Below are 20,414 nucleotides of genomic sequence, written 5' to 3' on the forward strand. Positions count from 1 at the left end.
GGCCTTCTTCCTGCTTAGTGCGCCTTTAGCTCACTCCCTGTTAGGTTCTACACGTCTGTAGATTTTGTAGATACGCCCCAGACGTACGCCCCTGACGACGGAGACACTTCATGGCCCTGTGGGACCGCCTCAAGGAAACCGCCTCGACGATGCAGACCCAGCTGGAGTCGAAGAAGAACGAGCTGAAGAGCGGGTCGTTCCGCGACGCGAGCATGGCCATGTGCGCGCTGGTGGCGGCGGCGGACGGCACCATCGACCCCTCCGAGCGCCAGCGCGTGGCGTCCCTGATCGCCACCAACGACGTCCTGAAGAACTTCCCCGCCGACGACCTCCAGCGCCGCTTCAACGACTACGTCGGCAAGCTGACGGCGGACTTCGCGTTCGGCAAGGTGAGCATCCTCCAGGAGATCGCCAAGGCGAAGAAGAAGCCGGCGGAGGCGCGTGCGGTCATCCAGATCGGCATCGTGATCGGCGGTGCGGACGGCGACTTCGACAAGACGGAGCAGGCGGTCGTACGGGAGGCGTGCTTCGCACTGGACCTGCCGCCGCACGAGTTCGACCTGTAACCGCTCCCGGTACGCACGGCAGGAGGCCGGTCCCCACCTACGGGCCCGGCCTCCCGCTGTGCGGCCTCAGCGCGGAGCAACCGCCTCCAGTTCCTCCACGCTCCCGGCCATGACCACCCGTACGTGCTCCGTCAGGTGCTCGACCGGCCAGTCCCACCAGGCGAGCGCGAGCAGCCGCTCGATGTCCTCGTCGCCGAACCGCTTCCGGATCAGCTTGGCCGGATTCCCTCCGACGATCCCGTAGTCCGGCACGTCGGAGGTGACGACGGACCCGGCGGCGACGATCGCGCCGTTCCCGATCCGTACGCCGGGCATGACGGTCACGCCGTACCCGAGCCAGACATCGTGGCCGACGACGGTGTCGCCGCGCACCGGCAGGTCCATCAGCAGGTCGACGTGCGGCCCCCACGCCCCGCCGAGCGACGGGAACGGGAAGGTGGACGGGCCGTCCATCCGGTGGTTGGCGCCGTTCATGATGAACCGCACGCCGGTGGCCAGCGCGCAGAACTTCCCGATGCGCAGCCGCTCGGGCCCGTAGTGGTAGAGCACGTTCCGCGTCTCGAAGCCGGTCGCGTCGTCCGGGTCGTCGTAGTACGAGTAGTCCCCGACCTCGATGAGCGGCGACGTCACGAGCGGCTTGAGCAGCACCACACGCTGCTGCCCGGGCATGGGGTGCAGCGTGCCGGGGTCGGTGGGCGGGACGGCTTCGGCGAGACCGCCAGAGGCAGCGGGGCCGCTGCGGCCGGGGGATTCGGTCACGGGGGGTGGCTCCTTACTCAACGACGTACAGGCAAATCAGCACTACGGACCGGACCACGACGAACGACTGCGCCACGGACGACCTCACACGCCCCCGGCCCGAAGCCCGGCGCGGCACCGAGCACAGCGCCGTCGGCATCGGCATCGCCGTCGGCATCGGCATCGGCATCGGCATCGGCATCCGACACGGCACCGGGCGCGGGCCGAGCGCCGCACCGGACCGCACCGCACCGCACCGCACCGCACCGCACCGGAAACAGCACCGGACGTGCAGCTGACCACAGCACCAGCCCCGGCACCAAACACAGCCCCAGCCACCACGTTCCGTACAGCGTCCGGCCTCGGTGTTGCGGGTCCCGGTTCAGGGCTTCGTCGGCTCCGGTACTCGCTCGGCGTCCGGCGCGGCATAACAATGCACGCCGACGAGCTCCCCCGCGCCCCAGTTCTGCTTGCCCGAGCCGAGTCGTCGCCAGCCGATCCGCTCGTAGAACGCGACGGCGCCCGTGTCGTCCGCCACCACATCCAGTACGGGCCACACCCCCAACTCCCGCGCTGCGCACACCACTTCACTCATCAGCGCACGGCCCGCACCGGTCCCCCGCCCCTCCGGCGCCACGAACAGCCGGCCCACCATCGCGACCTCTCCCCCGCCGTCCCACAGCCCGGGTGCGACATCGCCCTCCGCCGCCCGCGCCAGCGCGACGTGCCCCACCACGGGGCCGTTCCCCGGCGCCCGGGCCACCCATGCCCCGAGCTCCCCCTCCAGCACCAGCCAACTCGCTGCATCCACCGGCCAGTTGCGCGGGTACCCGCTCGTCTCGTGCACCGTACGCAGCACCCGTACGCACGCACCGACATCGGCGTCCTTCCGGACCCGCACCACTCCACCCGCATCCGTGCTCATCCGCCCATGGAATCACCCGTACCGCATGCCTCACAGAGTCACCCCGTGCTCCCGCAGCCACGGAAGCGGGTTGATCCCCGAGCCCAGCCACGGCGTCACACGCACCTCGAAGTGCAGGTGCGGCCCGGACACGTTGCCCGTACTCCCGCTGAGGCCGATCGTCTGCCCGGCCGCCACCCGCTGACCGGCCCGCACCCGCACCACCGACAGGTGCGCGTACTGCGTGAAGTAGCCGTCTCCGTGCCGCAGGACCACCTGGTTCCCGAAGCCGTCCCCGCACCCGGTGAAGTGGACGGTCCCGTCCCCCACCGCCCGCACCGACTCCCCGTCGAACACCGCGAAGTCCTGCCCGGTGTGCCGGTGCTTCCACCGCCCGCCCGACTCGGCGAACCCCGACGACAACGGCGCGGGGTCAACGGGCTTGACCCACTTGGGCGTTGCCGCCCGGCCGACCGGCCTCCGGGGCCGCGACCCGAGCGGCTCCACGTCCGCCCCGCTCCCGCACCCGGGCCCCACAGCCCCGCCGGTCGCCGCCAGCCGAGCCGCCTCCGCGGCCCGCAGCCGCTCCTGCGCCTCCCGCAGCTTCGCCTCGATCCGCTGCCGGGCCGCCGACTGCCGGGCCAGTTCGCCCTTCAGTGCCCCGAGCACCCGCGCCGACTCCGCCCGGTCCCGCGCGAGCCGCGCCCGGGACTCGCGTACGCACGTCATCAACGAAGCCGTCGCGTGCCCGCCCCGCCGCGCCAGCGACACCCGTTCCATCATCCGCTCGGGCGATTCGGCACTCAGCAGCCGCAGGGCGTGTCCCAGCCCGCCCCCGCTCTCGCGGTACCGACTGCGCGCGAACTCCCCCGCCACGCGCTGGAGCCGGCCGAGCCGAGCCGCCTCGGCCGCCTCCGCGACCCGCAACCGCCGGACCTTTCCCCGCCCCCGCTCCACGGCCTTCCGCGCCACCTCGTGCGCCTGCACGGCCACGGCCGCCTCCCGGTACAACCGCTCCACCTCGACCGCCCCGGGCCCCGGCCCGGCACCGTGCCCGCTGCCGCTCGCCCCGACCACGAGACAGCCCGCAACCGCCACCGCCACCGCAGACCTGCGTGTGAATTCGACTCGTCGCATGGGCCGACTCTGACCATCCGACACCCGATCGGCCCCGCAACGGCCCGGGAAACGCGCGTGAGGGTCACTCCGGTGCAGCAACGGAAGCGGGGACCGGGCGACGGACCACGGCATCGCCGTGGGAGTGGTTCCCCCCCCGGCCGCCACAAGGGCACGCCCCAGCTCGACGCCGCTCACCCGCGCTCGCACGCCATATGCACTCGTACGGTCTTACCGCCTGCCGCGTCCGCACGCAGGAACCAGCTCAACTCACCCAACGCACCCACCAGATGGAGCCCCCGTCCACTCTCACCTTCCTTGTCCGGCGGTACATCCACTCCCGCGCCTCCCATGAACCCGGCCACCGGGTCGGAGACATCCACCAACAGCCCACCGTCCTCCAGCACCGCAAGCCGCAGCCAGGCCGCCCGGCCCGGCAGGCGGGCATGCCGGACGGCGTTCGTGACCAGCTCGGAGACGACGAGGACGGCATCGTCGATGTCACCGGTCCAGCCGAGGACGGTCAGACAGGTGCGGGCACGGGTACGGGCGAGGGCCACCGCGCGCGGCTTCAGCGCACACTCGGCGGACCATTCGCGGGCCACCGGCGGGAGGAGGGTGGAGGCGGGAGTGGGGACGGGGGTGGGGACGGGGGGTGGGTGGAGCACGTTCCGGACCTCGTGTTCGTGGGGGCGGGGTGAGGTGGGGTGGGGTGGGAGTCAGGCTTCTTCATCCGTACGGAGAACTCCGTAGCGGGTGACGGCGCAGGCCACCCGGTGGAGGACGTGCGCGTCGACGAACACGCTGTCCCGGGTGGGGCGGGCCAACCACGACACAGGAAGCGTGTTCCCGGTCCACGCCGGGACCTTGACGAAGTCCCCGGCCTGCCCGTCCAACCTCTTGACGCCGGGCGGCCAGCGCAGGCCCTCGCCTGCGCCCGGCTCGGTGAGGAAGTGCACGACTCCGTGCGGGCCCGGGTCGCCGACGATCGCACCCGGCGCGTTGCCCGTCGCCGCGAGCAACGCGTCGACGATCTCGAAAGCGAGCCGCCCGATGACACGGACCGCGCCGAGGTACACCCCGACCTTCGCGGGTTCATGCTCGAACACGGGTACCCATGGCGGAACGAAGAGTCTTCGGTCTGTACTCAACTCGGCACGGGTACCGGTGAGTTCAATGCCCGCAGGTTCGCTCGTCATGGGTGAAAGCGTGTCAGCGGCCGACTACCGTCGGTACTCCAGCCGACCCGTAGAAGTGAACTTGCGGCTCGGAGAGGAATCCGATGCGGCCCGAGTGGGGAGCCTTGAGGCCCCGTTGAGGGCACGGTGAGGTTCACTGTGGGAGGGCGGAGACACATGGGAGACCAGGGCAACGGCAATCGCGGGAAACCGCTCATCTGGAAGGTGTTCGGGCTTCAGCAGAAGGCGCTGCGAGCCCATCGTGGCGTGACTCAGGAGCAGTTGGCGGCGCTCACGGCACACAAGTACTCGCTGTCGACGGTCCAGAAGGTGGAGGCCGGATCGCTACGGCCCCAGCCGGACTACGTGACGGACGTGGACCAGGCGTTGGGCGCGGAGGGCATGCTCATCGCGCTGCTCGAAGAGTTGGGGAAGCCGGGATATCCGGACTTCTTCCAGGATTACGCCGACACCGAGGGCCTGGTGCAGCGGCTCTACACGTACGACACCCACGCAATCAACGGGCTCTTGCAGACTGAGGCACACGCGCGGGCGGTCCTCAGCGCCCGCGTCCCTCTGCTCGAAGAGGACGAGATCGAATTCCGCGTTCAGGGGCGCCTGGAACGGCAGAGCCTCCTCACCCGGAAGCCCCCAGCCACGCTGTGTTTCGTCATCGAGGAGCACGTGCTCCGTCGCCCGATCGGCGGCCGGGCTGCACACAAGGAGCAGTTGGACCACTTGGCCCGCTGCGCCAAGATGCGCAACATCTCCCTCCACGTCGTGCCAACCGAGGTCGACACCCACGCCGGTCTCGACGGGCCCCTGACGCTCCTGACGACCGAGGAAGGACGCTCCCTCGCCTACGTGGAGTACCAGGGAGGCGGTTCCACCTTCTTCGCCAGCCCCAAAGAAGTGGACGCGCTGGAACAGCGGTATGCAATGATCCGATCCAATGCCCTTCGGGCACCGGAGAGCATGAAGTTCATCGAGGAACTGGCAGGAGCACTATGAACAACGTGCCCCCGAACTCGGCGTGGTTCAAGTCGAGTTACAGCGGCAACGAAGGCGGCGACTGCGTCGAGGTCGCCCACGGCTGGCACAAGTCCAGCTACAGCGGCAACGAAGGCGGCCAGTGCATCGAGATCGCCACCTGCACCTGCGCCGACGTCCACATCCGTGACAGCAAGCTCGGCGGCGCTTCCCCCACCTTCGACGTGAAGCCCACCACCTGGGCGGCTTTCACGTCCTTCGCGGCGGCCCACACCGTCTGACCCGTACCGCACACGAACGGGGTCCCGCCAATGTTGGTGGCGGGACCCCGTCGCGCACTCACGGTAGCGAATGCCCCCTCCCCGTCGGGGCCCATCACCGAAAGCAGGTTGGATCACATGGCATGCCGGATCAGTGAGCTCGTGCTCGAATGCCGCGATCCCGAGGCGCTGGCGCGGTTCTGGTGCGAGGTCCTGGACTTCGTCGTGCTCGACCGCGAGGAGGGCGCGATCGAGATCGGGCCGCGCGAAGGGTTCGGCGGCCCGCAGCCGACGATCGTGCTCAGCCCCAACGACGAGCCGAGGAGCGGGCAGCGACGCCTGCACATCGACGTCAACGCCACCGACCGCGACCAGGACGCCGAGCTCGAACGCCTCCTGGCCGCCGGGGCTGTACGCGCCGACGTCGGTCAGACCGGCGAGGAGTCCTGGCACGTACTCGCCGACCCCGAGGGCAACGAGTTCTGCCTGCTCAAGCGCCGCCTCGACCCGCTCTGACGGCACGATCGGCCAACGAGGTCCGGGGCGAAGCCTCCAGGAGCTCACTGTTCCGTACTTCGACGGAGCTGCTTGTGGCCTGCCTCGAAGCCGGGTTCGGGCCTGTGCCAAGATCGCGGGATGTTGCGACTCACCGATTTCATCATCGACTGCCCGGACACGATGAAGCTGGCGGCCTTCTACTCCGAGGTGACGGGCCGTCCCCTCAAGGAAGACAGCTCCGAGCACTGGGCCGGCATCCGGTTCGGCGAGATCGAGCTGGCATTCATCCAGGTGGACGACTATCAGGCTCCGCAGTGGCCCGACAGCGAGCACCCCAAGCAGTTCCACCTCGACTTCGAAGTGGACGACATCGAGTCCGAGCAGCGCCGCGTCCTCGACCTCGGCGCGACGCTGAGGCAGGACTTCATCGGCCCCGACGGCTACGGCTGGCGGGTCTACACCGACCCGATCGGCCACCCCTTCTGCCTGTGCCGCAACAAGGGCGTCGTCTGGACCGACCAGGGCCCGACCTGGCCCCAGCACGGCTGAGCGGCTCGGACGAGGCTCGTCGCCGACTGTCGGATCCGGTCGCGTGACGGGTGATCCAGGCACTCCGCCCGGTACCGGCCGCTGAACAATGTCTCACTTACACGAGTAAGTGAGACATTGTTCCGACCCCCCTCCCTCGCGCTCGCCCCGTAGCAACGCGGCGGTCAGCAGACCTTGCCGGGGGCCGCCGCAGTCGCCCTGAGCAGGTTCCGGAGCAGGTCGAAGTCGATGCGTTCCGGCTTGCGGAAACGCAGGCACCCCTTGCCCATGTCGTGGCCGGCGAGCTGCTCCGCGAACGCCTCGCGGACGTCGGTGCGCAGCAGGTAGACGGAGACGTACTGCTTCTGGTCGGCGAACGCGATCTCGGCCACGCCGTCCCGTTCGTACGCGGGCATTCCGTACGCCATGACCTCCTCGAAGCCCACCAGCTCCGCCCGGCACAACTGCCGGAGCCTGGTCAGGGCCGCCCTGCGCCCGTCGGGCACCTCGGCCAGGTAGGAGTCCACGTCCTGCGCGCTGCTCTGCACCATTCCACGAGGGTAGGGGGGACGAGGGGAGGACCGGGGGATGCGTGTGCTTCACGGCTCGACGGCCCTTGACCTCAACATCGCTTGAGGTCCTAGCGTCCGGGGTGTTCAGCCGACCTGCACCTCCGAAGCGAACTGCGAGGTCCCGCCATGGGATTCACCGATTCCGAACTCCTCAGCCAGTCCATGGGTTACTGGGCCGGAGCCGCCCAGCAGGCCATCGTCGCGTACATGAACGACTCCCTCGGGCAGCTCGGTCTGCGGCAGCCGCACGCCTGGGCCCTGTACCGGGTGAGCGAGGACGACGGCGGGCTGAGCCGCGGCGAAACGGCCAGGCGGATCGTCGAGACACGGCCGTACGTGGACATCTCCGTGCTCGACGCGGCGATCGACGAGCTCATCGGGTGGAACTGGCTCGCGGAGGACGCGGAGGGACGGCTCACCCCCACCGCCTCGGGCGCCGACAGGTGGGCCAAGGTCCGCGACGAGGTCGTACCGGCGGCGCAGGCGCGGCTGCGGGACGGGGTCGGCGACGAGGAGTACGTCGCGGCGGTCAAGGTGCTGCGGAAGATGATCGGGAACGCGGGGGGCGATGTGGGGTTCGCCGCGTAGCGCCAGGTCGGCGTCCGAATGCCGCCGGTACGGATCACCCTGCCCGGTCATGCTGGCGGCATGACCAAGGTGGAAGCTTCCCCAGCGAAGGACCCGGTGGCCGTCCTGACCGGCATGTACGCGGCCGAGGCGCGGTACCTCGCGGCCGGAGGCCCGGGGAAGGCCTCGTTCCGGCCCCTCGCTCCCTTCTTCGCGCCCGACGTCGTGCTGCACCAGGCTGCTTCTCTGCCGTACGGCGGAACCTGGCGCGGTCACGAGGGCATGGAGCGGTTCTTCCTCGCGATGAGCCGCGCGTGGGAGTCGTTCGACATCGCGGACCGGCAGTTCCTCGCCACCGGCGACACGGCCGTGGTGCTCTTCCGGATACGGGCCCGGGCCCGGGCCACCGGCCGGGAGCTCGCGTTTCCGCTGCTGCAGACGAGCCGGATCGAGGACGGACGGATCGCCGAGGTCCACCCCTTCTACTGGGACGCCGGGGCCGTCGCCGACGCGTGCGCAGAGCCGTCATCGACGGCTCTGCCGCACAACTGAGCTGTTTTACAGCGCCACTTGAAGGAGTCCGGGGCTTGCGTGCATTCTTGGACGTGTAGTGAAGGACACGCCGTTCGGAAGAGTGCGGCAGCACGCACCGGGTGGTCCACCTGTCGACGCGGCGTCGGAGTGATGGGGCATGGCCGTGCACAGGTCCGGGGAACTGGCTGCACTGATCGATTCGCTGAATCCCGAAGGGCCCGGCCCTTCGTCGGGCTGGGTCGCACGCTGCGCCGAGTTGCTGGAGCTGGACGGAGTGTCCGTCTCCACCCAGGCCAACTCCTCCGAACTCATCTGGTACAGCAGCGAGTTGAGCGCCCGACTGGATGACCTCCAGTTCACCCTGGGGGAAGGGCCGAGCGTCGTGTCCACCAAGGACGGGGCGCTCTGCCTGGTCACCGATGTGCGGTACGCACCGCACACCTCCTGGCCCGCCTTCCTCCCCGGCGCCACCGAACTCGGCGTGCGGTCCGTGTTCGCCTTCCCGCTGCGGCTCGGGGCCATCCGGATCGGTTCCATGACCGGCCACCGGCGGGAGGCCAGAGGGCTCACGGAGGAAGGCGTCGACGTCGCACTGATGATCTGTGACGCGCTCACGGTGTTCCTGCTGTCCGCCGTGCGTCCGCACGGCCCCGCAACCTCGCCGGCGCCCCTCCGGGGCGAACTCCCGGGTGGGCTGCGCCGGGCCGTCGTGCACCAGGCGACAGGGATGCTGAGCGTCGACCTTGGCGTGGAACTCACCACCGCGCTTGACCGGTTGCGTGCTTATGCATTCGCGCACAACAGGCCTATCGTCTCCGTCTCCCGCGACATCGTCGCCCGCAGGCTCAAGCTGCCCGACGACCGGCCGCAGCCGCACGAAGGCCGTAACGGGGGCTGACGAGAGTGGCGGCCGACGGACAGGACAATCGTGGAAGCTGGAAACTCTTGGACCCCGTGGGGAACTGTGGCAACCGAGGAAGCCAAAAATGAACCGGGAACCTGAACTGACCCTCGCCGACGCCTTCGTCGAGCTGGCCGACACCCTCGTCGACGAGTTCGACGTCATCGACTTTCTGCACCAACTGACCGTGCGGTGCTGCCAGTTGCTCGACGTGACCGCCGCTGCGGTGCTGCTCGCCCCGGACGGCGAACCACTGCGGCCCGTCGCCCCCTGCGACCCGGAGGACGGCCTCGCCGAACTCCTCGACGTCAGCGCCGAAGAGGGCCCCGCCCTCGACTGTCACCTGGGCGTCGCCCCGCCCCCGCCCGGCGACTTGACGCGCGTCGACCTCGCCCGGACACCGCACGAGCGGTGGGCCGTCTTCGTGCCGCTCGCCCGGCGGACCGGATACACCTGGGCGAGCGCGCTGCCGCTGCGGCTGCGCGGGGAGCGGCTCGGCAGCCTGCTGCTGCTCCGTACCGGCCCGGGACCGCTGCCCCCCACCGACGTACGGCTCGGGCAGGCACTCGCCGACGCCGCCGCCATCGGCCTCGTACACGAGCAGACCCTGCGCGCGCACCGTGCCACCGGCATCCAGCTGCGCACCGCCCTGCACAGCCGCATCCTCATCGAGCAGGCCAAGGGGGTGCTCGCCGCCCGGCTGGGGCTCGGGGTCGACGAGGCATTCGCGGTGCTGCGCAACCATGCGCGCAGCCACAGCCGGCGGCTGACGACAGTGGCGCGCGAGGTCATCGACGACGGACTGGTGCCGGCGGCGCAGCGGCGGTGAGGTGAATGTGCCTGCTGCACGGGCGCTCCTCGGGCCGGGGCGGCCCGCTCAGGAGAAGCGGCGCAGGTGTTCCTCGGTGGGGCGGAAGCGTTTGGAACAGTTGCCGCACCACCAGCGCCAGTGGTGCTCGTCCTTCTCCCGGATCTCGGCCCTGGTGTCCTTCCAGAGCAGTCCCTGGCGGCAGTTGGGGCAGGTCGGCGGGATGGGCGGCGGGGAGGGGACGGTGCGCGCGTCGGTACGTGCGTCGGTGATTGCGCCTGTGCGTGCGTCGGTGCGTGTGGACATCCCGGCAGCGTGCACCTCGCCGGGGGCCCTGCGGGGCGGATTCGTGCAGGGGTCACTCCTTCGGGGACGGCGCGGCGCGCCCGGCTCCGATTAATCGCTCGACAGTTGCCACCGGCACGGGGACCATTCCGCACGATGACCACTGAGAAGACAGACCCGCAGGCGCCCGCCCGTACCGACAAGCCCGCCGCCTGGGACGAGCGTTCCACTCTGACGACCCATCTCGACTACGCCCGGCGCACCGCCTGGGAGAAGTGCGCGGGCGTCTCCGCCGAGCACGCGGCGGCAGCCCCGCTGCCCGGGTCGCCGCTGATGTCCCTGTGGGGGCTGATCAGCCACCTGCGCTGGGTCGAGTACTGGTGGTTCGAGGTGATGTTCCTCGGGCACGAGGACGAGGGCCCGTGGACCGACGAGGACCCCGACCGCGAGATGCGGGTGGTGGACGGGGTGCCGATCGACGAGCTGATCGCACAGTACGCGGCGAAGTGCGCCGAGTGGGACGCGCTCGTCGCCGGGGCCGACCTGGACGCCCTCGCCGTACGGCCGCTCAGGGACGGCAGGCGGCCCACCCTGCGCTGGGTGCTGATGCACCTCGTCGAGGAGATCTCCCGGCACAACGGACACCTCGACATCCTGCGGGAGCTGGCGGACGGTACGACCGGCGACTGAGCGGCCGGGGCCGGTCGGGTCGGGACGGGACGGGTCGGGCGAGGGCTGAGCGGGCCGGACGGGCCGGGCGGGCCGGGCGGGCCGGGTCGGGTGTTCGTACGTCGCCGGTGGCGTCACGTACCGGCCAGCGCTTCCGTCGGCGGGAGCCTGGCCGCTCGTACGGACGGGTAGACGCCGGCCACCACTCCCACCAGCACCGCACCGCCGATGCCGCCCGCGACGCCGAACGCCGGAACGACCGGGGGCCAGCCCTGGTAGAGGGCGTAGCCGAGGGTCGCGGCGACGCCGAGGACCGTGCCGGCCAGGCCGCCGAGCGCGGAGAGCGCGACCGACTCGGTGAGGAACTGCCCTCTGATCTGGCCCCTGTTGGCGCCCAGCGCACGGCGCAGCCCGATCTCCTTGCGCCGCTCCAGGACCGAGATGACCATGGTGTTGGCGACTCCGATGCCTCCGACGAGGAGCGCCACTCCGGCGAGGCCCAGGAAGAGCGCCGAGAAGGTCGACTCGGTGGCGCGCTTGGCGAGCAGCGCGTCCGAGGGCCGGCTGACCTGGATCAGGCCCGGGACCTCGGGGTTGAGGGTGGGTGCGAGCACCGCTCGTACGTCTTCGAGCGCCTCCTCGCGGACCTGCGCGTACAGGACGGTCGGGTGGCCGTCGAAGCCGAGCCTCGCCTTCGCGGCGTCCCAGCCGACCAGGACCGAGCGCTCCACGTCGGGCGAGAGCGGCATCGCGTCGAGGACGCCGATGACCGTGAACCACGTGTCGTTGACACGGACCTGGGGCGCGGCGCCCGGCGGTACGGCGGGGATCCCGAGGCGGGTGGCGGCCTGGTGGCCCAGTACGGCGGTCGGGAACTTCGACGTCGCCGCGTCGAGGAAGCGGCCCGACCGGACACGGCCCTTGAGGGTGGTGAGGAGGTTCAGTCTGGCGGCGAGGACGGTCAGGCCGGAGGTGTCGTTCTCGTCGACCCGGTCCGAACGACGTACCAGCGCATGGGTGTTGGCGACCGCGCTCGACGACTCGACCGGTCCGATCCGGTCCGTCATGCCGACGGCCTGCTCCGGGAGCTTGACCGGCGGGTTCTGGTCGGGCATCGGTTCGGCGCGCAGGGTGTTGGTGCCGAGCGCGGACAGCTCCGCCATGAGGGCCTGCTGGCTGGACGCCGGAATGCCGACCACGACGATCATCGTGGCGATGCCGATGGAGATGCCGAGGGCGGACAGCGCGGCACGCATCTTGCGCGTACGGATGCCGAGCAGGCCGAGGCGGATCAGGTCGCCGGGGGAGAGACGGACGGGCCTGGCACGCGGCTTCTTGAGGGTCTGCACGGCTGGGGACTTCACGGCTGGGGACTTCACGGCTGGGGACTTCACGGCTGAGGGCTTCCCTGCTGGGGACTTCCCTGCTGAGGACTTCACGGCTGAGGGCTTCCCGTGTCTGCGATCAGGCGGCCGTCGAGGATCTCCACGCGGCGCGGCAGCGAGGCCGCGATGTCGCGGTCGTGGGTGATGACCGCGAGGGTCGTGCCCTCGGCGTTGAGGGCGTGCAGGAGGTCCATGACGGCACGGCCGTTGGTGGTGTCGAGCGCGCCGGTCGGCTCGTCGGCGAGGACCAGGGCGGGATTGTTGACCAGCGCGCGGGCGATGGCGACGCGCTGGCGTTCGCCGCCGGAGAGCTGGTGCGGGAGGTGGCGGGTGCGGTGGCCGAGGCCGACGCGTCCGAGTGCCTCGACGGCGAGGGCGCCCCGTTTGCGGCGCGGGACGCCGCCGTACAGCAGGCCGGTCGCGACGTTCTCCGTGGCGGAGAGGCCGTCGGTGAGGTGGAACTGCTGGAAGACGAAGCCGAGTTGGCGGGCCCGGAGGGTGGAGAGGGCGCGGTCGGAGAGGGCGGCGGCGTCCTGTCCTTCGATCTCGACGGTGCCGGTGGTGGGGAGGTCCAGGGTGCCCATGAGGTGGAGCAGGGTGGACTTGCCGGAGCCCGAGGGACCGAGGATGGCGAGGAGTTCGCCCTTGTGGACGGTGAGGGAGACGTCGGCGAGGGCTCTCACGCCGCCGGGGTAGGCCTTGGTGGCGTTGCGGACGCGCAGCACGGGGGTGGGGCGGGAGGTGTCCGTCATGAGGCGGTGACCACCTTGGTGCCCTCGGAGAGGGTGGGGGAGCGTACCTCGACCAGACCTCGGGAGAACATGCCGGTTTCCACCGCAACCAGCTTGTCCGTGCGGGCCAGTTGGACCGCGTAGCCGCCTTCGCGGAGGGCGGTCAGGGCGCCCACCGGGACCGTCAGGACGTTCTTGTGGGTCTGGGTGGTGAAGCGGACCGTGACCGATGCCGCGTCCAGGTCGTCGACCTTCGTACGGTCGGAGAGGAGGACGGTGACGTCGAGCTTCTGAGGGGCGTTCTGCGTGGCGTCGCCGCCCGCGCCCTTTTCCGGGGTGGCCGCGCGGCCGACCTTGTCGACCCGGCCCTCCGCCTCCGTACCGTTCGGGAGGACGACGGTGACCTTGGCGCCCTTCCTCACCTGCCCCGCCTCCGTCGCGTCGACCGGGACCGTGACGGCCTTCGCCATCGAGGAGACGGTGAGGACGGGTCCGGTCGCCTCGTCGCCCAGGCCCGCGGTGACCGCGCCGATGCGGACCTCCCCCGGGAGGACCTGTACGTCACCGACGGACAGGGTGCCGGTCGGGTTCATGCCGACGTACTTCTGCCAGCGCTTGAGGGCTGCGGAGAGGGACTGCGTGAACTCCCCCTCGTCGCCCGCCGTACGGCCCCCCGCCGTCGGGGAGCCCTTCGCGTACCCCGGCTTCGGCTGGGCGCCGATGTCGTAACCCAGGGCCCGCAGGTTGTCGGCGACCATCTTCACGTCGCGCCCGCGCAGTGGCTTCGCCTCGGGGTCCTTGGGCGGGGTCAGCGTGCGGTAGAGCGGGGTGGCGCCGGTGAAGACGGTCACCGGGCGGTCGTCGACCCAGAAGAGGGGCTTGCCGCGCTTGATGGTGTCGCCCTCCGCGGGGAGCCGGGTGATCAGGCCCTTCCTGCCGCTCTTCAGCGTCTTCTCGGCACCGAAACCGAGCGTGCCCTGGATCTCCTTGGTGTCGGACAGGTCGGCTCGGGAGACCACGGCCGTCTGCACCTTCGGGGTGTTGGCCCCGGCCGTGCCGTCGCCCTTGCCCCTGCCGCCGAGCGCGAACGCACCGGCGGCGACGGCCGCCATCGCCGCCACGACCGCGACGGCGATCAGGAGGGATCTGCGGCGCGGGCGGCGGCGAAGCCCCTCGTCGGACTCGGACTCGGACTCGGACTCGGACCCGTACTCGGGCCCGTACTCGCCCCCGGTGTCAGCCCTTGTCACGGAAGGCCTCCAGCTTGCAGTCGTTCTCGATCTTGTGGTACTTGGCCGGCGGCATCTTCGGGGTGCCCGTGTAGTTCCAGCCGGAGCCGTCCGCGAGGGCCTTCACCGGGACGCCCTTGCTGTTGATGCAGCGCACCCACTCGGTGAAGTCGTCCCGGTAGCGCGGGTTGCGCTCCGGGTCCATCTCCGGAGCCATCAACGGCATCTTGACCAGGCACTTCGCATACGCCGCCTTGGGCTCGGCGGGGCCTTCCGCGGGCCTCTCGACGGCTCCGCCGCTGACGGACGGGCCGCCCGTGTCCATCTTGACGCCGTTCTCCTTGAGGCAGGAGAAGTACGTGTTCCACATGCGCGTCTCCTCCTCGTCGGAGGTGTCCAGACGGCGCTGCGGACGCCCGGAATCGGCGGCGGCCCGGTTCGCCTCCTCCGGCGACTTCGGCTCCTTGGTGGCGCCCTTGCCGTCCTTGTCGCCCTTGCTGCCCGGGGCGCTCTTCTCGCCCTTCTCGCCCTTGTCCAGGGACGCGACGTCGGACTTGCCGTCCGTACCCCTGGCACCGTCGTCCCCGGCCCCGCCCCCGCAGCCGGCCAGCAGCGACACGGACATGAGGAGGGCGGCAGCGGCGAGCACGCTTTTCCTGGGAGCGAACGAAGTCGAAGTCAGCATGGGGCTCATGCTGCGCAGCCCGTATGAAGAAGTTGTCAGGCCCGGATAGCGATCGCATGGTCCTCACCCCCGAGGTGCCCCCGGCGGCGTCGGAACCGGCGGCGGCCTGCCTACGATCGCGGCGTGAGCGCATATGTGCTGGTCGCGGAGGACGACGAGAAGCAGGCCGAGCTGGTACGCCGCTACCTGGAGCGCGAGGGTCACACCGCCGCCGTCGTGCACGACGGGCGGAGCGCCCTCGAATCCGCCCGGTCGCACCCGCCCGATCTGCTGATACTCGACGTGATGATGCCGTCCGTGGACGGCCTCGACGTCCTGCGCATCCTGCGCCGGGAGACGGGCACCCCGGCACTGGCCGAGCTTCCGGTGCTGATGCTGACCGCCCGGTCCACCGAGGACGACCTGCTCCTCGGGCTCGACCTCGGGGCGGACGACTACCTGACGAAGCCGTACAGCCCGCGCGAGCTGATGGCCAGGACCCGCACCCTGCTGCGCCGCACCCGCCTCCGGGCAGCCGCGGCGCCCGCCCCGGAGCCGGCAGTCCTGCGGGTCGGGAACGTATCGGTGGATCCGGTACGGCACGAGGTGCGGGTCGGCGGGCAGGTCGTCGAGGTCACTCCCGGCGAGTTCCAGCTGCTGGCCGCGATGGCGGCGGAACCGGACCGGGTGTTCACGCGGCAGCAGCTGCTGGGAACGATCCACGGTTCGCCGCGGTACATCACCGAGCGCATCGTGGACGTCCACGTGATGAACCTGCGGAAGAAGATCGAGCCCCGCCCGCGCAAACCGGCCCACCTCCTGACGGTGTTCGGCGTCGGCTACAAGCTCACGGACGGCAGGCGCACGGACGACCGCTCCCCCGGCGCCCCGTAACGCGGACCGGGAATAGTCCGCCCGGGTCACCCGTTGACGAGTTTGTTCAATTTTCAACAGACTCTCTTGAGTGCATGAGGTGGCCCCGATGAGCGCGAACGCGATGCAGTTCGGAATCTTCACCGTCGGCGACGTGACGCCCGACCCGACGACCGGTCGCACCCCGACCGAGCACGAGCGCATCAAGGCGATGGTCGCGATCGCGCAGAAGACGGAAGAGGTCGGACTCGACGTCTTCGCGACGGGCGAGCACCACAACCCGCCCTTCGTGCCGTCCTCCCCGACCACGATGCTCGGCTACATCGCCGCGCGCACCGAGCGCCTCGTCCTCTCCACCTCCACCACCCTCATCACCACCAACGACCCGGTGAAGATCGCCGAGGACTACGCGATGCTCCAGCACCTGGCCGACGGGCGCGTGGACCTGATGATGGGGCGCGGCAACACCGGCCCGGTCTACCCGTGGTTCGGCAAGGACATCCGCGAGGGCATCGCGCTCGCCGTCGAGAACTACGCGCTCCTCCACGAGCTCTGGCGCAAGGAGGTGGTGAACTGGGAGGGCAAGTTCCGCACGCCGCTCCAGGGCTTCACCTCGACCCCCCGCCCCCTGGACGGCGTACCCCCCTTCGTCTGGCACGGCTCCATCCGCTCCCCCGAGATCGCCGAGCAGGCCGCCTACTACGGCGACGGCTTCTTCGCGAACAACATCTTCTGGCCCAAGGACCACTTCCAGAAGCTGATCAACTTCTACCGGGAGCGGTACGCGCACTACGGCCACGGCACCCCGGAGCAGGCGGTCGTCGGGCTCGGCGGGCACGGCTTCATCCGGAAGAACTCGCAGGACGCCAAGCGCGAGTTCCGCCCCTACTTCGACAAGGCGCCGGTCATCGGGCACGGCCCGTCCATGGAGGAGTTCATGGCGGAGACGCCCCTCGCGGTGGGCTCCCCCCAGGAGTTCATCGAGAAGACCCTCACCTTCCGGGAGAGCTTCGGCGACTACCAGCGTCAGCTCTTCCTGATGGACCACGCCGGCCTGCCCCTCAAGACCGTCCTGGAACAGCTCGACATCCTCGGCGAGGAGGTCGTGCCCGTACTGCGCAAGGAGATGGCGAAGGACCGCCCGGCCCGGGTCCCGGGCGGCCCGACGCACGCGGCACGCGTGGCCCGGTCACTCACCGAACCCACCGCACTCACCGAACTCACCGAACTCACCGAACTCACCGAGAACGAGGAGGTATCGGCATCATGACCATGAAGCTGGTCGTCGTCTCCGCAGGCCTGAGCGTCCCGTCGTCCACCCGCCTGCTGGCGGACCGCCTGACGGAAGCGGTACGGGCCGAACTCCCGGACGCCGCGGTCCGGTTCGTCGAGCTGCGCGAGCTCGCCACCGCCATCGCGAACCACCTCGTCACCGGCTTCCCGAACGCGGCCCTGCGCGAGGCGATCGACGCGGTGGCGGAGGCGGACGGCCTGATCGCCGTCACCCCCGTCTTCTCCGCCTCGTACAGCGGGCTCTTCAAGTCGTTCTTCGACCTGATCGACCCGGACGCGCTGACCGGCACCCCGGTCCTGATCGCGGCGACCGGCGGCACCGCCCGCCACTCCCTCGCCCTGGACCACGCGGTCCGCCCGCTGTTCGCGTACCTGCGGGCCGTGGTCCTCCCGACGGCCGTGTTCGCGGCGTCGGAGGACTGGGGAGGCACCGGCGACAGCTTTACGGAGCACCTGCCGGGACGCATCACCCGGGCGGCGGCGGAGCTGTCGGTACAACTGCGGCAGCGGGCGGCGGACCGGCCGGACACCGGGCGGCCGGACACCGGGGCCGAGGAGGTCGTGCCGTTCGCCCGGCAGCTCGCCGACCTCCGACGCGACTGATCCACTCCCGAGCCCCTCTGACCCGCTTCGCGTAGATTTGCCGCAATGGTCGGCTCTTCTGGGAGGCAGTCATGGCAGCAGGCAGGATCGTCGTCGGCGTGGACGGGTCGGAGCAGTCCGTGCGGGCGTTGCAGTGGGCCGCCCGACAGGCGGGGATGACCGGCGCGCAACTGGACGCCGTCACCGCCTGGGAATTCCCGACCTGGGGCGGCCTGATCCCGGAGAACGCGACGTACGACCCGGAGAAGCAGGCGGCCCACGTCCTCGCCGAGACCGTGACCAGAGCGCTCGGCCCGCAGGCGGCGACCTCGCTCACCTGCCACACGGTGAAGGGCAACGCGGCCGAGGCCCTGCTGAACCGGGCCGTGGGCGCCGACCTGGTGGTGGTCGGCGCCCGCGGCCACACGGGCCTGAAGGCGACGGTGCTGGGCTCGATCTCCCTGCACGTGGTGCAGCACTCACCGGTGCCGGTGACGGTGGTGCGGGGGTCGTAGGGCACCCGCACCGGTGGGTCCGTGCCGTCAGTCGGCCACGGCCTCGATGAGGGAGTACGGTGCGGCCTCCGTGAGCGGGGTGACCGTGGTGAGGGACAGGCCCGCACGGCGGCACACTTCCTCGAAGTCCTTGCGGGTGCGCTCCCTGCCGCCCACGTTGACCAGCATGTTGAGGTCGCTCAGATAGGTGATTCCGCCGTCGGTGACGTCGGCTTCCGCGCCGGTGTCGACGACTTCGGGAAGCACGGGCTCCACGATCAGGACGAGACCGCCTGGCGGCAGCACCTCGCGGCAGTGGCTCAGGATCGTGACCGCCTGGTCGTCCGTCCAGTCGTGCAGGACGCTCTTGATCAGGTAGAGGTCCGAGCCCCCGGGGACCGATTGGAAGAAGTCCCCGGCGATCAGGGAGCTGCGCCCCTCCAACCCGTGCCGCGCCATCGTCTTCGGCGCCTCGGCCAGACCCTCCGCCGTGTCGTGGACCACGCCGGTGAGGCCCGGATGCGCGGCGAGTACCCCGGCCAGCAGGGTTCCGTCGCCCCCGCCGACGTCCGTGACCGCGGTGAACCGGCCGAAGTCGAAGGCGTGCGGCAGCACGGCGGCGGTCTCCGAGACGGCTTGGCTCATCGCCGCGTTGAACTCCGCGGACAGCTCGGGGTGCTGGGCGAGGTGACTGAAGAAGTCCGTGCCGAAGACGGCGTCGAAAGCGACCTCGCCGGTGCGGACACTGCTGTCCAGGTCCTCCCAGGCGCGTACGATCGCCGGCTCGGTGAACATCCTCACGAACGACGTGAGCGAGTCGGGGCGGCCGGGAGCGAGGAGTGCGCCCGCGGGGGTCACCGAGAAGGAATCGGGGGCGTGCTCCCGCAGCAGGCCGAGCCCGGCCAGGGCGCGCAGCAGCCGCGTCATGGGCTGGGGTTCGGCTCCGGCGTCGACGGCCACATCGGCGGCCCGGCGGGGCGATTCGCCCACCAGCTCCACCACCCTCAGCCGGACCGCTGCGCGCAGGGTCTGCGCGGCCATGCTCCCGAACGCGAGCCGGACGATCAGATCGCGGTCGGCCGTGCCTGCTGCCAAGACCTCTGTGTTCGCCACAGGTGCTGTCCCTTCTTCGTGTGGTGGTACGTACATGAACCGGCGCGGGCACTCGTGCGGGGTGGCCGGTCTCTTCGGTACGGAACGGGTCGGTGGGTCAGTCGGCGGACGTGGTCGTCCGGCCGGCCAGAGCGCCCGGCGTGCACCCGGCGAGAGCCACCACGTCGCGATGGAGATGGGGCTGGTCGGCGTATCCGCACGCCAGGGCGACGTTGCCGGCGCTCTCCCCCGCGCAGAGCGCTCGGGCAGCGTGGTCGAAGCGGACCAGCATGGCGGCACGCTTGGGGGTGAGACCGATCTGGGCACTGAACCTGGACCACAGCCGCTTGCGGCTCCACCCGAAGGACGCGGCGAGGTCACCGACCCGTATCCCGCCTCGACGGGCCACGATGGTGTCCCAGGCGGCGGCGACCTCGGGCGACATCGACGGTGCCCCCGCGGCCCGCTTCGCGAGGAACCCGTCCGTCAGCGCGAGGCGTTCCTGCCAGGACGTGGCATCGGTCAACTGCTCGCGCAGACGTCGCGCGTCCCGCCCCCACAGGTCCTCAAGTCCCGTGACGGACCCGTCCAGTTCGCGCGGGGAGACACCCAGCAGCGCATAGGCGGCCCGGGGCGACAAGCACACTTCGACACACTCGACGCGCTCACCACGGATCCGGGCCGGGCCGGGCGCCAACGAGGCGACGAAGCTCCTCATGGGCCGGTGCCCCGTGGCACTCTCCACCGTGACCGGGTCGCCCCCGAGCCCGATGATGACGGTCACGGCGGGCTGGGGAAGCACCCGCAGGTCCAGCCCGACGTCGATACGGTCACGGAATCCGGCCATCCGGACGCCGTCGAGAGACGTGCCGCCGAGGGGCCTGGCGACCTCCCAGCCGATCTCGGCATCGCGATCCATGGGGGTGACCCCCACCTCGTGTCTGCGCATGCCTCTAC

28 protein-coding genes are annotated in these 20,414 nt (G+C 70.6%); 15 read left to right on the forward strand and 13 right to left on the reverse strand.

Annotation, left to right across the window (positions count from 1 at the left end; genetic code table 11):
* The first annotated feature begins 110 nt into the window (after positions 1-110).
* Positions 111-566 (forward strand): tellurite resistance TerB family protein, encoded by a 456-nt coding sequence (locus ACWGIG_RS14630; protein WP_453321931.1) that lies wholly within the window; start codon positions 111-113, stop codon positions 564-566.
* A 66-nt stretch (positions 567-632) separates the two neighbouring features.
* Here the strand turns inward: ACWGIG_RS14630 and ACWGIG_RS14635 are convergent, their stop codons facing one another.
* Positions 633-1,235 carry a CatB-related O-acetyltransferase gene (locus ACWGIG_RS14635; RefSeq protein WP_453321968.1) on the reverse strand — a complete coding sequence of 201 codons (603 nt, stop codon included), beginning with the start codon at positions 1,233-1,235 and terminating at the stop codon, positions 633-635.
* A gap of 95 nt (positions 1,236-1,330) precedes the next feature.
* Between ACWGIG_RS14635 and ACWGIG_RS14640 the strand changes: the two genes are divergently transcribed.
* The gene (locus ACWGIG_RS14640; RefSeq protein WP_453321932.1) at positions 1,331-1,603 is read left to right on the forward strand and encodes a hypothetical protein; all 273 of its coding nucleotides are present in this window, start codon (positions 1,331-1,333) and stop codon (positions 1,601-1,603) included.
* Positions 1,604-1,686: 83 nt separating this feature from the next.
* Here ACWGIG_RS14640 and ACWGIG_RS14645 read toward each other — a convergent pair whose 3' ends face one another.
* The 4 genes from ACWGIG_RS14645 to ACWGIG_RS14660 all read right to left on the reverse strand — a co-directional run bounded on the left by ACWGIG_RS14645 (position 1,687) and on the right by ACWGIG_RS14660 (position 4,433).
* Positions 1,687-2,229 (reverse strand): GNAT family N-acetyltransferase, encoded by a 543-nt coding sequence (locus ACWGIG_RS14645; protein WP_453321933.1) that lies wholly within the window; start codon positions 2,227-2,229, stop codon positions 1,687-1,689.
* Between the two features lie 30 nt (positions 2,230-2,259).
* A complete protein-coding gene (locus tag ACWGIG_RS14650; protein ID WP_453321934.1) occupies positions 2,260-3,345 on the reverse strand; it encodes a peptidoglycan DD-metalloendopeptidase family protein in 1,086 nt (361 codons plus the stop codon).
* A 173-nt stretch (positions 3,346-3,518) separates the two neighbouring features.
* Positions 3,519-3,992, reverse strand: coding sequence for an ATP-binding protein (locus tag ACWGIG_RS14655; protein ID WP_453321935.1), 474 nt, complete (start codon positions 3,990-3,992; stop codon positions 3,519-3,521).
* A 51-nt stretch (positions 3,993-4,043) separates the two neighbouring features.
* A complete protein-coding gene (locus ACWGIG_RS14660) occupies positions 4,044-4,433 on the reverse strand; it encodes a hypothetical protein (protein WP_453321936.1) in 390 nt (129 codons plus the stop codon).
* Positions 4,434-4,679: 246 nt separating this feature from the next.
* On the opposite strand from ACWGIG_RS14660, the gene ACWGIG_RS14665 reads away from it, so the two are divergent.
* From ACWGIG_RS14665 to ACWGIG_RS14680, 4 genes are all read left to right on the forward strand, one after another.
* On the forward strand, positions 4,680-5,513 hold the full coding sequence (locus ACWGIG_RS14665; RefSeq protein ID WP_453321937.1) for a helix-turn-helix domain-containing protein: 834 nt from the start codon (positions 4,680-4,682) through the stop codon (positions 5,511-5,513).
* A complete protein-coding gene (locus tag ACWGIG_RS14670; protein WP_453321938.1) occupies positions 5,510-5,773 on the forward strand; it encodes a DUF397 domain-containing protein in 264 nt (87 codons plus the stop codon). Before ACWGIG_RS14665 ends, ACWGIG_RS14670 begins: the two co-directional genes overlap by 4 nt.
* A gap of 117 nt (positions 5,774-5,890) precedes the next feature.
* Positions 5,891-6,268 (forward strand): VOC family protein, encoded by a 378-nt coding sequence (locus ACWGIG_RS14675; RefSeq protein ID WP_453321939.1) that lies wholly within the window; start codon positions 5,891-5,893, stop codon positions 6,266-6,268.
* 120 nt (positions 6,269-6,388) lie between these two features.
* Entirely contained in the window at positions 6,389-6,799 is a 411-nt protein-coding gene (locus ACWGIG_RS14680; RefSeq protein ID WP_453321940.1) for a VOC family protein, read from the forward strand.
* 164 nt (positions 6,800-6,963) lie between these two features.
* On the opposite strand, the gene ACWGIG_RS14685 is transcribed toward ACWGIG_RS14680, so the two are convergent.
* Positions 6,964-7,329 (reverse strand): iron chaperone, encoded by a 366-nt coding sequence (locus ACWGIG_RS14685; RefSeq protein WP_453321941.1) that lies wholly within the window; start codon positions 7,327-7,329, stop codon positions 6,964-6,966.
* A 147-nt stretch (positions 7,330-7,476) separates the two neighbouring features.
* On the opposite strand from ACWGIG_RS14685, the gene ACWGIG_RS14690 reads away from it, so the two are divergent.
* The 4 genes from ACWGIG_RS14690 (at position 7,477) to ACWGIG_RS14705 (ending at position 10,181) form a co-directional block, all read left to right on the forward strand.
* A complete protein-coding gene (locus ACWGIG_RS14690) occupies positions 7,477-7,938 on the forward strand; it encodes a MarR family winged helix-turn-helix transcriptional regulator (RefSeq protein WP_453321942.1) in 462 nt (153 codons plus the stop codon).
* A 60-nt stretch (positions 7,939-7,998) separates the two neighbouring features.
* A complete protein-coding gene (locus ACWGIG_RS14695) occupies positions 7,999-8,469 on the forward strand; it encodes a nuclear transport factor 2 family protein (RefSeq protein WP_453321943.1) in 471 nt (156 codons plus the stop codon).
* A 139-nt stretch (positions 8,470-8,608) separates the two neighbouring features.
* Complete coding sequence (locus ACWGIG_RS14700) at positions 8,609-9,349, forward strand: ANTAR domain-containing protein (RefSeq protein WP_453321944.1); 741 nt, start codon at positions 8,609-8,611, stop codon at positions 9,347-9,349.
* An 88-nt stretch (positions 9,350-9,437) separates the two neighbouring features.
* Positions 9,438-10,181: a GAF and ANTAR domain-containing protein gene (locus ACWGIG_RS14705; RefSeq protein ID WP_453321945.1), complete on the forward strand. Its 744-nt coding sequence runs from the start codon at positions 9,438-9,440 to the stop codon at positions 10,179-10,181.
* A gap of 48 nt (positions 10,182-10,229) precedes the next feature.
* Here the strand turns inward: ACWGIG_RS14705 and ACWGIG_RS14710 are convergent, their stop codons facing one another.
* Positions 10,230-10,466 carry a hypothetical protein gene (locus tag ACWGIG_RS14710; RefSeq protein WP_453321946.1) on the reverse strand — a complete coding sequence of 79 codons (237 nt, stop codon included), beginning with the start codon at positions 10,464-10,466 and terminating at the stop codon, positions 10,230-10,232.
* A 135-nt stretch (positions 10,467-10,601) separates the two neighbouring features.
* On the opposite strand from ACWGIG_RS14710, the gene ACWGIG_RS14715 reads away from it, so the two are divergent.
* Positions 10,602-11,135, forward strand: coding sequence for a DinB family protein (locus ACWGIG_RS14715; RefSeq protein ID WP_453321947.1), 534 nt, complete (start codon positions 10,602-10,604; stop codon positions 11,133-11,135).
* A gap of 113 nt (positions 11,136-11,248) precedes the next feature.
* Here the strand turns inward: ACWGIG_RS14715 and ACWGIG_RS14720 are convergent, their stop codons facing one another.
* The 4 genes from ACWGIG_RS14720 to ACWGIG_RS14735 form a co-directional block, all read right to left on the reverse strand.
* Positions 11,249-12,478 (reverse strand): ABC transporter permease, encoded by a 1,230-nt coding sequence (locus ACWGIG_RS14720; RefSeq protein WP_453321948.1) that lies wholly within the window; start codon positions 12,476-12,478, stop codon positions 11,249-11,251.
* 71 nt (positions 12,479-12,549) lie between these two features.
* A complete protein-coding gene (locus tag ACWGIG_RS14725; protein WP_453321949.1) occupies positions 12,550-13,251 on the reverse strand; it encodes an ABC transporter ATP-binding protein in 702 nt (233 codons plus the stop codon).
* Entirely contained in the window at positions 13,248-14,480 is a 1,233-nt protein-coding gene (locus tag ACWGIG_RS14730) for a hypothetical protein (RefSeq protein WP_453321950.1), read from the reverse strand. The genes ACWGIG_RS14725 and ACWGIG_RS14730 overlap by 4 nt, the downstream gene beginning before the upstream one ends.
* Positions 14,467-15,144 (reverse strand): hypothetical protein, encoded by a 678-nt coding sequence (locus tag ACWGIG_RS14735; RefSeq protein ID WP_453321951.1) that lies wholly within the window; start codon positions 15,142-15,144, stop codon positions 14,467-14,469. The genes ACWGIG_RS14730 and ACWGIG_RS14735 overlap by 14 nt, the downstream gene beginning before the upstream one ends.
* A gap of 123 nt (positions 15,145-15,267) precedes the next feature.
* Here ACWGIG_RS14735 and ACWGIG_RS14740 point away from each other — a divergent pair, with 123 nt between their 5' ends.
* The 4 genes from ACWGIG_RS14740 to ACWGIG_RS14755 all read left to right on the forward strand — a co-directional run bounded on the left by ACWGIG_RS14740 (position 15,268) and on the right by ACWGIG_RS14755 (position 18,386).
* Complete coding sequence (locus tag ACWGIG_RS14740) at positions 15,268-16,017, forward strand: response regulator transcription factor (RefSeq protein ID WP_453321952.1); 750 nt, start codon at positions 15,268-15,270, stop codon at positions 16,015-16,017.
* A gap of 103 nt (positions 16,018-16,120) precedes the next feature.
* On the forward strand, positions 16,121-17,266 hold the full coding sequence (locus tag ACWGIG_RS14745; protein WP_453321969.1) for an LLM class flavin-dependent oxidoreductase: 1,146 nt from the start codon (positions 16,121-16,123) through the stop codon (positions 17,264-17,266).
* Positions 17,267-17,268: 2 nt separating this feature from the next.
* Positions 17,269-17,892 carry an FMN reductase gene (locus tag ACWGIG_RS14750; RefSeq protein WP_453321970.1) on the forward strand — a complete coding sequence of 208 codons (624 nt, stop codon included), beginning with the start codon at positions 17,269-17,271 and terminating at the stop codon, positions 17,890-17,892.
* A 71-nt stretch (positions 17,893-17,963) separates the two neighbouring features.
* Positions 17,964-18,386: a universal stress protein gene (locus ACWGIG_RS14755; RefSeq protein WP_453321953.1), complete on the forward strand. Its 423-nt coding sequence runs from the start codon at positions 17,964-17,966 to the stop codon at positions 18,384-18,386.
* 27 nt (positions 18,387-18,413) lie between these two features.
* Here ACWGIG_RS14755 and ACWGIG_RS14760 read toward each other — a convergent pair whose 3' ends face one another.
* Both ACWGIG_RS14760 and ACWGIG_RS14765 read right to left on the reverse strand, forming a co-directional pair.
* Complete coding sequence (locus tag ACWGIG_RS14760; RefSeq protein WP_453321954.1) at positions 18,414-19,478, reverse strand: methyltransferase; 1,065 nt, start codon at positions 19,476-19,478, stop codon at positions 18,414-18,416.
* Positions 19,479-19,575: 97 nt separating this feature from the next.
* Positions 19,576-20,406 carry a helix-turn-helix domain-containing protein gene (locus ACWGIG_RS14765; RefSeq protein ID WP_453321955.1) on the reverse strand — a complete coding sequence of 277 codons (831 nt, stop codon included), beginning with the start codon at positions 20,404-20,406 and terminating at the stop codon, positions 19,576-19,578.
* Positions 20,407-20,414 lie beyond the last annotated feature (8 nt).

It is taken from the genome of Streptomyces sp. NPDC054863, assembly GCF_053610825.1.